Origin of the sequence: Paenibacillus sp. NPDC056933 (assembly GCF_042674385.1) — a bacterium.
GTDB lineage: Bacteria > Bacillota > Bacilli > Paenibacillales > Paenibacillaceae > Paenibacillus.
This window is the reverse complement of record NZ_JBHUQN010000006.1, coordinates 57,751-73,051: the sequence shown is the minus strand read 5'-3', so window position 1 is coordinate 73,051 and position 15,301 is coordinate 57,751. Positions and strand designations below refer to the sequence as shown.

Genomic DNA, 15,301 nt, shown 5'->3' with positions numbered 1-15,301 from the left:
TATGCAAAAGCATTTGCTTTTGATGCCGGAGAGCCTGACCTTTTTGCAGAACCCGGGGGAGGAACTATACATGTATAAATCAATTATTATTGGAACTGGCCCTGCAGGGCTGACAGCAGCAATCTATCTGGCACGTGCCAACTTGAACCCACTCGTTATTGAAGGACCGCAACCTGGTGGTCAACTGACAACAACGACAGAAGTGGAGAACTTCCCAGGTTTCCCTGATGGCATTATGGGTCCTGAACTGATGGACAATATGCGCAAACAAGCGGAGCGCTTCGGTGCAGAATTCCGTACAGGTTGGGTAAACAACATTGATATGAGTGAGCGTCCATTCAAAATTCAGGTTGAAGGCATGGGTGAACTCGTATCGGAAACCTTGATCCTGTCTACAGGCGCATCTGCGAAATACCTCGGTATTCCTGGCGAAGAAACGAATGTGGGCCGTGGTGTCAGCACTTGTGCGACATGTGATGGATTCTTCTTCCGCAACAAAGAAATCATCGTTATTGGCGGCGGCGACTCCGCGCTGGAGGAAGCAAGCTTCCTGTCCCGTTTCGGTTCCAAAGTAACTTTGGTTCACCGTCGTGAAGAACTGCGTGGTTCCAAAATCATGCAGGATCGTGCACGCAGCAACGAGAAAGTGGAAATGGCATTGAACCGTACACCGCTTGAAGTAATCGCTGGCGACAATGGTGTTACTGGACTGAAAGTATTGAACAACGCAACGGGTGAAGAAGAAATCATTTCGGCAAGCGGTGTGTTCGTAGCGATTGGTCACACACCAAACACTGGATTCCTGGGCGGACAGATCACTACGGACGAACACGGTTATATCCTCACTACACCAGGAACTTCCGAAACCAATATCCCAGGTGTATTCGCATGTGGTGACGTTCAGGATACACGTTACAAACAAGCAATCACAGCTGCAGGTAGTGGATGTATGGCTGCAATGGATACAGAGAAATATATCGAAAGTCTGGAGCACAGCGCAGTAGTCCTGTAAGGGAGAGGCTGTTTTGATCAATAGATTAGTATATTAAAAACAATATGAGGTGAATAAACATGGAAAATGTAATTGTATACACATCAACCAACTGCCCAAACTGCAAATCGGTAAAAAGTTTCCTGGCTGATAAAGGCATTGCTTATGAAGAACGTAACATCGAAACTAGCGATGAGTTTGCACAACAAGTGTGGGATATGGGCGTACGTGCCGTACCTCTGACTGTTATCGGTGAACACCGCATTCTGGGAATGAACAAAACCCAATTTGCCAAAGCGCTGGACGCTTAATTTCCCTCTATAGGGTAAGTTCAAGTAACATGAGCTATTCCGGTTCGCGCGAGCCGTTTGAATATATATTGAGAAGCCTTAGTCCAGATCAGGACTAAGGCTTCTTTTATGTAGATACGAACGGGCAGGTAGTTCAATCATGTCGAGAGTACCTCATAGAATTTCACAAAGGCAGGAAAGTACGGGAATCATGTGGAATAAATATACAAATTCATCTTATTTGGAGGTTGTAAAATGGCGTTTCCGACACATATTGTATCTGCAGGCGGAATTGTAGAAGATGGAACTGGAAATATCCTTTTAGTAAAAGCCCATGACGATGGTTGGGTGTATCCTGGTGGGATAACTGAAGTGGGAGAAAACCTGATTGATGGCGTGATTCGTGAAATCAAAGAGGAAAGTGGAATAGACGCCACGGTTAGCCATTTAATTGGTGTTGTTTCGAATACAGCAATTCATAAGTGGTATGACGGTGTGACGGATGTCCCTACGAAGGTCATGTTTGATTTCGTGTGTAAAGCTGTGGGTGGAGAGTTAGCTACTTCGAATGAAACGAGCGAATGCAGGTGGGTTCCAAAGGAAAATGTCCTGGATTTGATTACTTTACCTGGAATCCGTATGCGTTATGAAGCTTATTTGAACTTTAACGGCTCTGTGAATTATATGGAGTATGTCACTGCGTCACCGACAGAATTTAATGTCAAGCTTCAAAGGAGTGTTTAGTTTTACGAGGGATCGTGTATTGAACTAACGGGAAACGTTATTTTAATTTTGACTAGCTGCGTTTGTGATTATAGTAATCCATACGTATTGGAAGCATAAGTGTGTATTTTAGCAAACTTAGGGGGAAGTTACAGCAGTGACCACACACTCAATTGTCCACCAAATTCCAGCTAGTCTGCATTATAAAAATCCCCTATCACAGCTACAACAGAGCACATGTTTCATGAACTCTTTTGTGGATGTAAAAGGGGATTTGGTGTTAAAATCAAACATATTTTATCTAAAAAAAGATACTCATAAAGGTCTGAAATACAACATAAACCAGTACGCCTGACAGCATGTACATGAGACCAGCCTTCTTTTTGCTCTGAAACAGTCGAAGTATGCCAAGGCTGAACAGCGGCGCAAGCACGATCAGGAACAGGAGTACGGTGACAAACATTTGCGCCGAGATATCTGAAGTATCCACGTAGGTCACGAATTTTCACTCCGTTTCGTTATCGGATTAACACGGCGACGTTGATGTCGCCATGACAAAAATCACATAACCCTATTATACCTCTGGATTTCTTTAACAAAAAGGGAGGAAATGGGGCAAAATGATGTCAATTTTCATTGATTATTAGACGGACACTCTTATTTTACCTAGAAATTGGGAAATGGCTGAGTAAGCGGCACCAACACGTGTGGACCGACTGCCCAGAGCAGCCCATTCAATTTGCAAACTGCGGCGGTGATAGGGCAAAGTACGTTCCTCCACCACTTGTTTCAGCGCTGTTTCAATCCAGGGTCCTGCTTCAGAAAGAGGGCCGCCGATAATGATGCGCTCAGGATTGAAACTGTTGACGATATTGGTGATGCCAACCCCCAGTTTGCGGCCGATTTCTTGGTATAGTTTCAATACATCTTCATGACCTTGTTGTGCATAATCAATTAATTCCCGTGTAGTATGTGCCGGCAAAAGCAACTGATGATCGGGGTGCTCATAAGCTTTCTCCGAAGCATATAACTCCCAGCAGCCACGATTGCCACAGGAGCAAGGTCTGCCCTCTGCTTCAATGGACATATGGCCTGTTTCTCCTGCATATCCCCAAGCACCTTTGTATAGCTCGCCATCCACCATAATACCTGAACCAATCCCGATGCCTGCACTAATGTAGATCAGATGACGAACTCCGATGCCCGCACCAAAATTTAACTCTCCGTGAGCACCTGCATTCGCTTCATTATCGATTGTCACAGGCAGATCGAATGCTTCCTCAAGCATAACACGCAGGGGGACCTTCTCCCATCCCAGGTTGGGTGCAAACAGCACAGTTCCTTCCTCGTCCACCATACCCGGCACCCCGATACCAATGCCAATCACCCCGTGTGGAGAAGGAGGGGCTGCATGAATCAGATGTTCTGCTGCAAGTTTTAACTGTTCAACTACAGAGGACACATCGTGATGCTCCAGTTTAACGGCGTACTTTGTGATAATATGTCCTTCCAGATCAGTAAGTACACCCTTTAAGTGGGTGACGCTGAGTTCCAAACCTACGGCATATCCCGCTGTACCGCGAAATAGCAGCATCAGTGGTTTGCGTCCACCGCTGGATTCCCCAGGGCCAATTTCCTGCAAAAGCTCATCATTGATCAGATCGGCAACCAGATTGGAAACCGTGGCTTTGTTCAGCCCTGTAATCTCGGATACCCGTGCACGGGAGAGGGGGGCATGACGCCGAATCGTATCCAGGACGATCGACTTGTTTATTTTTTTGACCAGCATCTGGTCTCCGGTAATTTTCATATCCATAAGGCACTCCTATTCTTCTATAAAAGGGTTCAGACCCGTTATCCGTAAACAAGCTATTCGACTATTATAGCGTAAACAAACCCGCAAAAAACATTTTTATTTTTACTTTGTTTAACCAATAGACAAAGTATAACCGATGTGTTAGGATAACGTTGTAAACGATTACTTTTAAAACTATTGAGGAGGCATTTAACATGGCCTATTTTGAATCCGTTAATAAAATTTCATTCGAAGGTAAAGATTCCACGAATCCATTTGCTTTTAAACATTATAATCCCGAAGAAGTGGTAGCCGGCAAATCGATGGAAGAGCATTTCCGTTTCGGCATGGCTTACTGGCATACATTAACAGCGGGTGGTAGTGATCCGTTTGGTGCGGAAACAGCTGTTCGTTCTTGGGATAACTACTCCGGCCTGGACCTCGCGAAAGTACGCGTTGAAGCAGCATTTGAATTTTTGGAAAAAATGAATCTCCCGTTCTTCTGCTTCCACGATGTGGACATCGCACCAGAAGGCAACAGCCTGCGTGAGTTCTACAGCAACATCGATACAATCGTTGACCTGATTGAAGGCCACATGAAATCCAGCGGCAAAAAGCTGCTCTGGAATACAGCGAACATGTTCTCCAACCCACGCTTCATGTTTGGTGCAGCTTCTACTTGCAACGCAGACGTATACGCTCATGCTGCAGCCCAAATCAAGAAAGGTCTGGAAGTGGGTAAACGTCTGGGCGCAGAAAACTATGTGTTCTGGGGCGGTCGTGAAGGTTATGACACATTGCTCAACACAGACATGCAACTGGAGCAAGACAACATTGCCCGCATGTTCCACATGGCAGTAGACTACGCGAAGGAAATTGGCTTTGATGCACAATTCCTGATCGAGCCTAAACCGAAAGAGCCTACCAAGCACCAATATGATTATGATGCAGCAACATCCATTGCCTTCTTGCAAAAATACGGTTTGGACAAACACTTCAAACTGAACTTGGAAGCTAACCATGCAACACTTGCTGGTCACACATTCGATCACGAGATCCGCGTTGCCCGCACAAACGGCATGCTTGGTTCCCTCGATGCCAACCAAGGCGACATGCTGATCGGTTGGGATACGGATGAGTTCCCGGTGGATATGTACGATGCGACATTGACGATGTACGAAGTATTGAAAAACGGCGGTATCGGCCGTGGTGGTGTGAACTTTGACGCCAAAGTACGCCGTGGTTCCTTCGAAGCAGACGATCTGTTCCTCGCACACATCGCTGGAATGGATACGTACGCTAAAGGTTTGAAAGTGGCAGCAAAATTGATTGAAGATCGTGTATTCGATGACTTCATCGAAAAACGTTACAGCAGCTTCAGCGAAGGTATCGGCGCAGATGTGGTTGCAGGTAAAGCAACACTGGCTTCCCTTGCAGAGTATGCACTGAACAACGAAAGCCCACGCAAAAACCAATCCGGACGTCAGGAATTGCTGAGAGCCAAACTTAACCAGTACATTCTGGCTGACTAATACCGGTTAGGCGGTATTTATGGATGTATTGCATCCATGAGTTACGCGTGTGTAGGTATATAGTGAAGTATTCACACCAGCCTAACACAAAGCTTGTACTACGGAACGCCTGAACAAGCATGACATTCGGACCGTCCCCGACTTTCCCCTGGGAAGGCGGGGACGGTTTTTTGGTCCTTGAACCGAGTGAGTTTCTTGTGCATTATGGTTTGCGTATCCATTACTAATGACAGATATAGGTCGTTGGCACGATTTTAGCTACAGAAACGAGTACGTTTTACTCGTTTCATATCCATGTGTGTCCATGATCATGCATGCAGAACGGAGTGAGCAGAAAGGACCCTAGGAAGCGGAGCTAAAAGCTTTCTGAAAGAAAGCTGCATCGGAAGCATACACTTCGCATTTATCCCCGGATTTCTCCCTTGTAAAAGGGATGAAGGAAATCCGGGGGTAACGGCGATCCAAGGGTTTTCTGATCATGGAGTGACTCTCATGTAAACTTGGATTCTTCGTGGATATAACCTGAGATAAACGAGAGGAGTTAACCCATGAGTTACGTAATTGGTGTCGATCTGGGAACAAGCGCAGTCAAAACGGTGCTGGTTAATCGTGAAGGGAAAGTGGCGTTTGAAGCATCTGAGGCATATCCGCTGTACCAGCCCAAGGCTGGATACAGTGAACAAAATCCGGAGGATTGGGTAGAGCAGACGATTGTCTCTCTGCGCAAATTGCTGGAAGTGTCTGGCGTACATCCTTCGGAAATTGAAGGGCTGAGCTTCTCCGGACAGATGCATGGATTGGTATTGGTGGATGCCGAGGGTAAACCGCTGCGTAACGCCATTTTGTGGAACGATACACGCACAACGGCGCAGTGCCGCCGCATCGAAAAAGTGCTGGATGGAAAGTTGTTAAGCATTGCCCGAAACCGAGCGCTTGAAGGTTTTACATTGCCGAAAATCCTGTGGGTACAGGAGAATGAACCTGAACTGCTGCAACAAGCGGCTCTGTTCCTGCTGCCGAAGGACTATGTACGTTATCGCCTGACAGGTGATTATGCCATGGATTATTCAGACGCAGCGGGCACATTGCTGCTGGACGTTGCTGGCAAGCAATGGAGCAAGGAGATCGCGGAAGCTTTTGAACTGCCGGTATCCTTGTGTCCGCGATTGGTCGAATCATTTGAGGAAGTGGGCACGTTGCTGCCTGAGATTGCCGATCAAACAGGACTTGCAGCATCAACCAAAGTATATGCCGGTGGTGCGGACAATGCGTGCGGAGCCATTGGCGCAGGCATTCTGAGTGAAGGACAGACGATGTGCAGCATCGGAACGTCTGGCGTTGTCCTTTCCTATGAAGAGCGGAAAGATCTCGATTTTGAAGGCAAAGTTCACTTTTTTAACCATGGTGAGAAAGATGCCTTCTATATTATGGGGGTAACCCTTGCGGCAGGGTACAGCTTGTCTTGGTTCAAGGAAACATTTGCTGCGGACAAATCATTTGATGTGCTCTTGCAAGGAATTGATGCCATTCCACCGGGCAGCAACGGATTGTTATTCACACCATACATCGTTGGCGAGCGTACGCCGCACCCTGATGCAAATATTCGGGGCAGCTTTATCGGTATGGATGCAGGGCACAAGCTGGAGCACTTTGGACGTGCTGTGATGGAAGGAATCACATTCTCCCTGCGGGAATCGATCGATATTCTGCGTGGAGCAGGCAAAACGGTCAATGAGGTGATCTCCATTGGGGGCGGTGCCAAAAATGAAGCCTGGCTGCAAATGCAGGCCGATGTTTTCAATGCAACCATTGTGAAGTTGGAGAGTGAGCAGGGTCCTGCGATGGGCGCGGCGATGCTGGCGGCTTATGGCTGTGGCTGGTTCCCAACCTTGCAGGAATGTGCAGCAGCGTTCATTCGTCCGGCCAAATCCTATACGCCTAACCCGGAAGCAGTGAAGGTGTATGATGGACTGTTTGCATTGTACCAAGAGGTGTACGGGCACACACGCAGCTTGAATGACCGTTTGGCAGCGTATCGTTAATTTAAATATTCAGACAGAGCAAAAGCATCCGCGAAAGCGGGTGCTTTTGCTTATGGGGAAGATGCTTGATGGTCACAACGAAAATGTGCTAAGCGACGTGAAAGGTTTGGACGTCTGACATAACCATAATCCGGATATGCATAGATTGGATATAGAGGATCGTAATCCGTCCAGACAGATGCTTTGATACCGAATAGTTCAACAGATATATGTTTCAACCCATTAAAGATTAGGCGTATAAAACGATTGGGTATCCATGCAATAAGGGCTATTTTTACACGGTATAGTGAACTAATGTAAGACCATTTATTTCAATAAAGATAGACGGCAGCTTGAGCATGGGGGTGAAACTTTGGATGAACGAGAGGAAGCGGAAAGGCCGCATATTACTTTATCCATGATCGTCCGTAATGAAGAGCACAGATATCTCAAACAGGCGTTGGAAATGCATCGGCCCTGGATAGACCGGGCAGTAATCATAGATGACGGAAGTACGGACGGAACCGTAGCCATGTGCCGTGAACTGTTGAGCAGCATCCCACTCGTATTGATAGAGAACCCGGCTTCGCGTTTTTCCGACGAGGTGAGCCTCAGGAAGCAGCAATGGGAGGAGACGGTGGCTACCGAACCGGAATGGATTTTGAATCTGGATGCCGATGAAATCTTGACGACTGATTTTGAGGCTGTTCGGAACCAACTGTTGAGCGGAAGTGAGGACGCCATTTATTTTAGGCTGTTTGATATGTGGAGTGAGACCCATTATCGGGAAGACGAGTACTGGCAGGCCCATGTGTATTATCGGCCATTTCTGGTCCGATATCGCCCGGAGTGGAGCTATGAGTGGAAGGAAACCCCACAGCATTGCGGCCGTTTTCCACTAACCATTCAACATTTTGCCTATGGATGCCATGCTCCTCGAGTGAAGCATTATGGCTGGGCACGCCTGGAGGATCGGGTACGTAAGTTTGAGCGCTATCAAGCGCTTGACCCGGATGCCAGATACGGTTGGAAGGAACAGTATGAATCCATTCTGGATAGCGAGCCTAGATTGTTACCGTGGTCGGAATAAGGAGAGGGGGATGGAATACGTTGAGAGATGACCAGCTGCGCAAACCAAGCCGGGAATCCAAAGAAACTCAGGAATCCTTAGAATCCCGTGAACGTAAGGATCAGCAGGAACCAATGAAAGAACGGGTTCTGATTGCAAGTCCTGTTCGACAGACGGTTCTTGTGCTCCGTGAGTTTCTTGACTCTCTAATTGCCCTTGAGCGAACAACGGTAGAGACTGATTATTTGTTTGTGGACGATAATGAAGAGGAAGCGGCATCCCATATGCTCGAAGAATTTGTACTTCAGTATCAAGGCACCATTCTTGGAGCAGATGGCGATGACGAAGGTGGTAGCCCGGAAAAGGGAAAATACACTAAGGATGAAGGAGGACATTATTGGCGGGATGCACAGATCTGGCGTGTTGCGGGGCTGAAAAATCGTCTTCTGGCTTATGCCCGTGAACAGAAGTACGATGCCGTATTCCTGATTGATTCCGATCTTGTCTTGCATCCCCGCTCGCTGGAGCAGCTTGTTTCCACTGGTAAGGAGATTGTATCCAATATCTTCTGGACGCGCTGGCAGCCGGGTACAAGGGAGATGCCGCAGGTCTGGTTGCAGGACGAGTACGCCCTGTATCGCAAGAGAGACAAAGCGATCACCGGGCAGGAGGCAGAGGATGAAACTACACAGACGGATGCTTTTCTGAGGCAATTGCGAATCCCGGGCTGTTACGAGGTAGGGGGTCTGGGGGCATGTACTCTTATTCGTAAGAATGTATTGGATTCCAGGGTGTCCTATGACCAGATTCCGAATGTATCGTTCTGGGGAGAAGATCGTCATTTTTGCATTCGAGCCCAAGCCTTAGGATTTCAATTATACGTGGATACACACTTTCCTGCCTATCACATCTATCGACTATCCGAGTTGCCTGGCGTGGCTGCTTATAATCGCAAGGCGAGACGTGGAGAAGAGACCGTTAGTATTTCGCTATGTATGATCGTGAAAAATGAAGAAGCTTCCCTCGCCAGATGTCTGGATTCGGTTAATGGCATTGCCGATGAGATTGTGATCGTCGATACGGGCTCGACGGATCAGACCCGTCAGATCGCAGCACGTTACACGGAACGCATTATCGATTTTGAGTGGGTGGATGATTTTGCGGCGGCCCGGAACTTTGCCTTTGAACAAGCAACATGTGAATATATATTATGGCTGGATGCCGACGATGTGTTTGAACCGGATGACCGGGTGAAGTTTATTGAATTGAAACGTTCCCTGGACCCTGCTGTGGATAGTGTTACGATGGATTATCATCTGTCCTTTACAGCGGAGGGGAAAGTGGCCTACAGTTTGCGGAGAAATCGGCTGGTCCGGCGGGATCGGAATTTTCGCTGGATTGGTGCGGTGCATGAATATCTGGAAGTGGTCGGTCATTCGCTGCATAGTGATGTCGCAGTTACACATAAGAAGGATAAAGAATATACAGATCGCAATCTGAGGATTTACCGAAAACGGGAAAAGGCCGGAGAAGAATTCTCCCCGCGTGATTTGTACTATTTTGGAAACGAGCTGAAAGATCACGCAAAGTTCACTGATGCAGTGAGATATTATGAGAAATTCCTGGACACCGGACTTGGTTGGGTAGAGGATCGGATTGCAGCCTGCCAGAAAATAGCTGACTGCGAAGCCGCGCTTGGACGTTCGGAGCAGGAAGTTTCGGCGTTGCTGAGATCCTTCGCTTTTGATTTACCGAGGGCAGAGATTTGCTGCCGTTTGGGAGGTTATTTTGCCGACCGTGGAGAATATCGCAAAGCGATATTCTGGTATGAACTGGCGACCCGGGCTATACGCCCGACAGATCCAATGGTTGTATTGAATGAAGCCGCCTGGACGTGGATGCCTCATCTGCAATTATGCGTGTGTTATGATCGATTGGGCAATCGGATAAAAGCCAAAGAGCACAATGACATTGCTTTGATGTACCATCCCACACATCCGAGCATGCTGTATAATGACAGGTATTTTAAGGATCTGGAGAAAGAAAGTATTCTGGAAAAGGCATAGCGTGTGCACATGCCCGTTGTAGGCATATCAAACCTCTCTAATGGAATTGAATGGGTGCATTAACCCTTTTCCATGGAGAGGTTTTCGTGTTGCGATGTATCTGTATACCCGATATCGATAACCACTTATCCTCATAGAAAATGGATCATTCTATTTCATCCAGGGAACGATATGCTTTACAATAGTAACTAACGGAAAAGCGGTGATAACGAATACTTGTCTTCGGCTGCCGAATTTATGAAACAAGGGGAAGTTGGCATGAATCTGACGGAAGTATTATTGCAATCGAGACTGGTGGCTATCGTTCGTGGTATTAGCCGGGAAGCTGCTCTGGCAGCAGGGCAGGGGATGACAGATGGAGGAATCCGTCTGATGGAAGTGACCCTTAACACACCTGAAGCACATGATATTATCGCAGACTGGCGTTCACGGCATGAGGGTAAGGCTTATGTCGGAGCAGGTACGGTACTGAACGTGCAGATGGCCAAAGAAGCGGTCGCAGCGGGGGCTCAATTTTTGGTGTCTCCAAATGTCGATCTGTCCGTTATTGAATATGCTGTAGAACATGGCGTGGAGATCTGGCCCGGGGCGATGACGCCAACGGAGATTGTGGCTGCATATGAAGCAGGGGCAAAAGTGGTGAAGTTGTTCCCTATGGCAAGTCTGGGTATTCCATATTTACGTGAAATCAAGGCTCCACTGAATCATATCCCGCTGCTTGCAACAGGAGGAGCCACACTGGATAACATTGCAGATTATTATACCGCGGGTGCCGCAGCAGTGGGCCTTGGAAGTGCGCTTTTGCCACGAGAAGCACTTGCAGCAGGCAATGATGAGCAGATTGCCGCTTGTACACGTGCATTTGTTGAAATAGCTCAAATCGAAGGGTGAGGAAGGGAATTAACGGAATTGGATTAAACCAACCATATATATCAGGGTATCAGGGTATATATGAGATGCTCCTGAATCCATACATTATATAAGAAGTGATGTGGATTAACGTTCTGTTGATCATGCTGTCGTATGATGGAGTTATGCCATACACCGGAGAGGAGTGAAACCCAGTGAAAGCTAAAACAATGATTGGCGGCATGATTGCTGTTGCAGCGGTTACGGCGGGTGGTTTATGGAAGGCGGCCGTAAAGAGTCAGACACCGAAAAAGATTCCGATTACGCTCACACCACCCATGCCTTTTGAAGACGTAACCTTTGACAGTGGTGGTGGCCGGGTACACGGCTGGTTTATTCCTGCCGAGGCTAGTGTCCCGAAACCATGGCCGCTGGTCATTATTGCCCACGGCTGGGGCTCCAATCGCTCCCGAGTCCTTCGTTATGCACGTCCCATCTGGGAAGCAGGGTATGCCCTGTTTATGTATGATGTTCGCAGCCATGGAGCCAGTGATCCGGTCAAAGCAGCCTCAGCCTACCTGTTTCGCGACGATCTGTTATCCGCTTTACAGTATACGAGGTCTCGTCCGGAGATTGACCCTGCGGCAATCGGTGTGCTGGGGCATTCTCTGGGCGGGCTGGGCACCATTCTCGCGGTGACCGAGGGTATTCCTGTATCAGCGGTGATTACAGACTCCATGCCATCCCAATTCGAGGTTATCGTCAGTTCGGAGCTGAGACGGCGACGCCTGCCTCTGTTTCCGCTGGCCCAGTTGATTCCGCGAATCTGGTTCTGGCGGCTTGGTGAATCTCTCAAAACGTATCGCCAGCGCGATCCGGTGATGATGCTGAATGAGCGGCGTAAGGGAATGCAGCTGCCGATGCTTATGGTTCATTCCAAAGGAGACAATTTTATTCCCCCGAGCGAACTTGAATATTTTATGTCCAAGGCTGATCCGCCTGTGGAACATTTGTGGGTCAATAGTGGAGGGCATAGCTGTTCTGAAGAAGATCCTGCATTCTGGGAAGCAGTCATTCCATTTTTGAAAAAATATGTTCAGGTGCAGTCTCAGTCAAATGAATCGGTTATACCGAACGTCAATATAGAGAAAATCCAGCCTACTTGATGCTCAGGCTGATTGTTGAAACGCCAACCCGGTTGGCGTTTTTTTGCTGTTCAGGATGATTTGCAAAAATTCTCATTTGTAAAATTGTTGGGAAAACGACGATTAAAAAGGAAGCTTATGGTATCATAGAATAGACTGGCAATATTCATGCGAGGTTATTTTCATGCATCCTTGTATGAAATTGAAGGGAGAGGTCCAGATTTGAGTTTTGATTGGAATTTTAATGTACGATTCAAAATGTTTACAGCCAAAGCGGCTACAGCAGCCATGGCCACATTGCTCCTGGCATCACAGACACCAGGGTTTTCAGGCAGTGCGTCGGCAGCGACAGCGGAACAGGTGACAGAAGCCGCAGCGGGGGAAAATGAAAAACAACTTGGAATATTAGACAACGAAGTGCCTGAAGGAGCCAACATCTCCTCCAAGCAAGCGAGCGAGAATATACTGAAATTATTTCCGTTGCTAGAAAAGGCGACGATCTCATCCGCACGATTTGATTCACCCAATTCTTTTCCGCCACCGGATTATAAGGCATGGGATATTGGATTTGAACTGCGTGAAGGAAACCGTTCCACCGGATTCAGCGCAACAGTACATGCAGTCACAGGGGAAGTGCTGAGTGTACATTTGCCTTCTGAGTTGTTGGAGAAACAGTTTTCCGATTCAGAGAAGAAATTGACAAAGACCGAAGCGAAAAAGCAGGCAGATGAGTTTCTTTACAAGGCTATTCCGAATCTGAAGGAAGGTGGTTTTGTTGCCGTTGCTGAGCCGTATGCGAACAGTGTGCAGCAATCCCTGTTTGGCCGAACAGAGTATACTTACAGCTATCAGTTGAAGCATGAAGGCTTGGTATCCGAGGCTGAAACAGCCTACATAAGTGTGGATCAGAGCGGATTGGTGACGGGCTATTCACGAACTACCATTGGAGCTGAATATCCTTCATCAAAGGCGGCAATTCCAGCGGATCAGGCTCAGCAGAAGTTCGAGGAAGAGTTCGATATTCAGTTGGCCTATATTAGCGAAGAGCGTTTTTCTTCTCGCAACGGCCAGAAGTATTACTTGGGATACACGCCGAAGAACTCAAGTGTTACTGCACTTGATGCGAATACACTGGATCGGATCAACAGCATGACAGGTGACGCCATTGTCCAGGACGTTTCCCAGGAGGACAAACCTCTGAAAGGCAGTGTAGCTGCTTTTACTCCGAATACGGGATCGAAACTGAATGCTCAGCAGGCGGAGAAGCTGGTCAAAAAGAGTTTTAATATTCCGGAAAGTTATAAATTAGATTATAGCCAGTTAACCAAAGGGAGTTTTGCGAGCCCTAACAATCAGGTCTGGAGCCTGAGCTGGAGCAACCGCAATGCAAGTGCGTCTTATATGTTCATGAGAGACATATCAGCACAAGTGGATGCGGCAACCGGACAGATCTACAGTGTGAATATTTATCAGCGCATAATGCCGGGCATGGAGCAGGAGAAGTCCGATACGGAAGTGAAGGGCAAGACCGTGACCAAATCTCAGGCGGAGAAATTGGCTGTCAATACAGTCATCTCCCTTGTGCCGGATGCAAGCAAGCAATTCCGACTTTCAACGGTGCTTGAATTGGACGCTGCACGCACGTTTATATTCCAGCGGTACCTAAACGGAATTGTGGTTAAGGATGATACGGTTCAGGTACAAGTTTCCAATGATGGAACGATCACTGAATATTATTCGATGGTTGCTGCAACGCCAGAGCAACTGCCGACGGATGTCAAACCGGCCATCAGCTATGAGAAGGCCAGGGCGACCTACCTTGAAGAATTCAAATTGGTACTGGCCTACTCACGTTATGGAGGGTTCGGCATGGGCAATGGTGAAGCCGTTCCTGTGGGTGTGAAGCTTGCCTACATGCCTACTCGTACTGACAGTCCGTTGACAGGCATCACGTATGAAGTGCTTGATGCCAACACAGGAGAATGGAAACCGATGTACGGCAGCACAAGTGGGACAGTTCAGGTTACAATCAGCGATATTAAGGGGCATGCCGCCGAATCTGATCTTCAGAATATGATACAGCATGGTGTACTTGTTGCAGATGAACAGGGACGTGTTTTCCCGGACCGAGTCATTACCAAGGGAGACTGGTTGACCTATCTGGCAAGAGCAGTTAATCCAAATTTGGATGTGTATTACAGCGGAGACGGGGAAGGCAATCTGTATGCTGACATCACCCCGGAAAGCCCATATTACCAAGCCGTTCGTACATTGATCGACCAGCGCTGGTTAGCGGGTGCCGATCCCAAGTCGAAGTTGAATCCAGAAGAGGAGATGACTCGTGAAGAGTTGGCAGTATTGCTCGTGCGCATATTGCGCTATGAGAAATTAGCCGGATTCTACACGTTGCCTTCAGATCTTCCGAACCTGGCAGATGCCAGTGCGGTCAACAATAAGGGAGCTGTCTCCCTCAGTATCAAGCTGGGATTGTTGCCTTCGATCGATGGCCGCTTTATGCCTGCGCGTAAAGTGACAGTTGCCGAAGCGGCACAGGTATTGGAACGACTTGCCAAGCTTCAGGGCAAGACGGATACCTTTATGAACGGAAATCGCCTGTATTGAATAATGGAAGCGAGCAGCATAATTGCCCGGAACAATCATAAGATGAGAATAACGGGCAGATTCGGTTTATTTTGCTGAAGACAAGGGGACCTTCTGCGGAAGGTCTCTTTTGATTCTTTTCGACAAAACTAGAACCCTGCCGTCATACCGTTTTGTGATACAATGAGGCATGAGAATTTTGCGAAGAGAGGTGGTATC

The 15,301-nt window shown here is 47.7% G+C and carries 12 protein-coding genes; 10 read left to right on the top strand and 2 right to left on the bottom strand.

The features are described from left to right. Positions 1–70: 70 nt before the first annotated feature. The 3 genes from trxB (at position 71) to ACFTRD_RS28380 (ending at position 2,025) form a co-directional block, all read left to right on the top strand. A complete protein-coding gene (trxB, locus tag ACFTRD_RS28390; protein ID WP_379385843.1) occupies positions 71–1,012 on the top strand; it encodes a thioredoxin-disulfide reductase in 942 nt (313 codons plus the stop codon). A 59-nt stretch (positions 1,013–1,071) separates the two neighbouring features. Then, on the top strand, positions 1,072–1,302 hold the full coding sequence (locus ACFTRD_RS28385) for a glutaredoxin family protein (protein ID WP_056693307.1): 231 nt from the start codon (positions 1,072–1,074) through the stop codon (positions 1,300–1,302). A gap of 234 nt (positions 1,303–1,536) precedes the next feature. Beyond that, complete coding sequence (locus ACFTRD_RS28380) at positions 1,537–2,025, top strand: NUDIX hydrolase (RefSeq protein ID WP_379385841.1); 489 nt, start codon at positions 1,537–1,539, stop codon at positions 2,023–2,025. A 280-nt stretch (positions 2,026–2,305) separates the two neighbouring features. Here ACFTRD_RS28380 and ACFTRD_RS28375 read toward each other — a convergent pair whose 3' ends face one another. Continuing rightward, the gene (locus tag ACFTRD_RS28375) at positions 2,306–2,503 is read right to left on the bottom strand and encodes a hypothetical protein (RefSeq protein WP_379385839.1); all 198 of its coding nucleotides are present in this window, start codon (positions 2,501–2,503) and stop codon (positions 2,306–2,308) included. Between the two features lie 144 nt (positions 2,504–2,647). After that, positions 2,648–3,814 carry an ROK family transcriptional regulator gene (locus ACFTRD_RS28370; protein ID WP_379386128.1) on the bottom strand — a complete coding sequence of 389 codons (1,167 nt, stop codon included), beginning with the start codon at positions 3,812–3,814 and terminating at the stop codon, positions 2,648–2,650. Between the two features lie 200 nt (positions 3,815–4,014). Between ACFTRD_RS28370 and xylA the strand changes: the two genes are divergently transcribed. The 7 genes from xylA to ACFTRD_RS28335 all read left to right on the top strand — a co-directional run bounded on the left by xylA (position 4,015) and on the right by ACFTRD_RS28335 (position 15,103). Further along, positions 4,015–5,331, top strand: a complete 1,317-nt coding sequence (xylA, locus tag ACFTRD_RS28365) for a xylose isomerase (RefSeq protein WP_062325883.1) — start codon at positions 4,015–4,017, stop codon at positions 5,329–5,331. 548 nt (positions 5,332–5,879) lie between these two features. Beyond that, the gene (gene xylB, locus ACFTRD_RS28360; protein ID WP_379385837.1) at positions 5,880–7,373 is read left to right on the top strand and encodes a xylulokinase; all 1,494 of its coding nucleotides are present in this window, start codon (positions 5,880–5,882) and stop codon (positions 7,371–7,373) included. A gap of 352 nt (positions 7,374–7,725) precedes the next feature. Next, the gene (locus ACFTRD_RS28355) at positions 7,726–8,442 is read left to right on the top strand and encodes a glycosyltransferase family 2 protein (protein ID WP_379385835.1); all 717 of its coding nucleotides are present in this window, start codon (positions 7,726–7,728) and stop codon (positions 8,440–8,442) included. A gap of 974 nt (positions 8,443–9,416) precedes the next feature. Beyond that, on the top strand, positions 9,417–10,487 hold the full coding sequence (locus ACFTRD_RS28350) for a glycosyltransferase (RefSeq protein ID WP_379386126.1): 1,071 nt from the start codon (positions 9,417–9,419) through the stop codon (positions 10,485–10,487). Between the two features lie 258 nt (positions 10,488–10,745). Further along, positions 10,746–11,378 carry a bifunctional 4-hydroxy-2-oxoglutarate aldolase/2-dehydro-3-deoxy-phosphogluconate aldolase gene (locus ACFTRD_RS28345; RefSeq protein WP_379385833.1) on the top strand — a complete coding sequence of 211 codons (633 nt, stop codon included), beginning with the start codon at positions 10,746–10,748 and terminating at the stop codon, positions 11,376–11,378. 173 nt (positions 11,379–11,551) lie between these two features. After that, positions 11,552–12,502 (top strand): alpha/beta hydrolase, encoded by a 951-nt coding sequence (locus ACFTRD_RS28340; protein ID WP_379385831.1) that lies wholly within the window; start codon positions 11,552–11,554, stop codon positions 12,500–12,502. 201 nt (positions 12,503–12,703) lie between these two features. Continuing rightward, entirely contained in the window at positions 12,704–15,103 is a 2,400-nt protein-coding gene (locus ACFTRD_RS28335) for a YcdB/YcdC domain-containing protein (protein ID WP_379385829.1), read from the top strand. Positions 15,104–15,301: the final 198 nt, after the last annotated feature.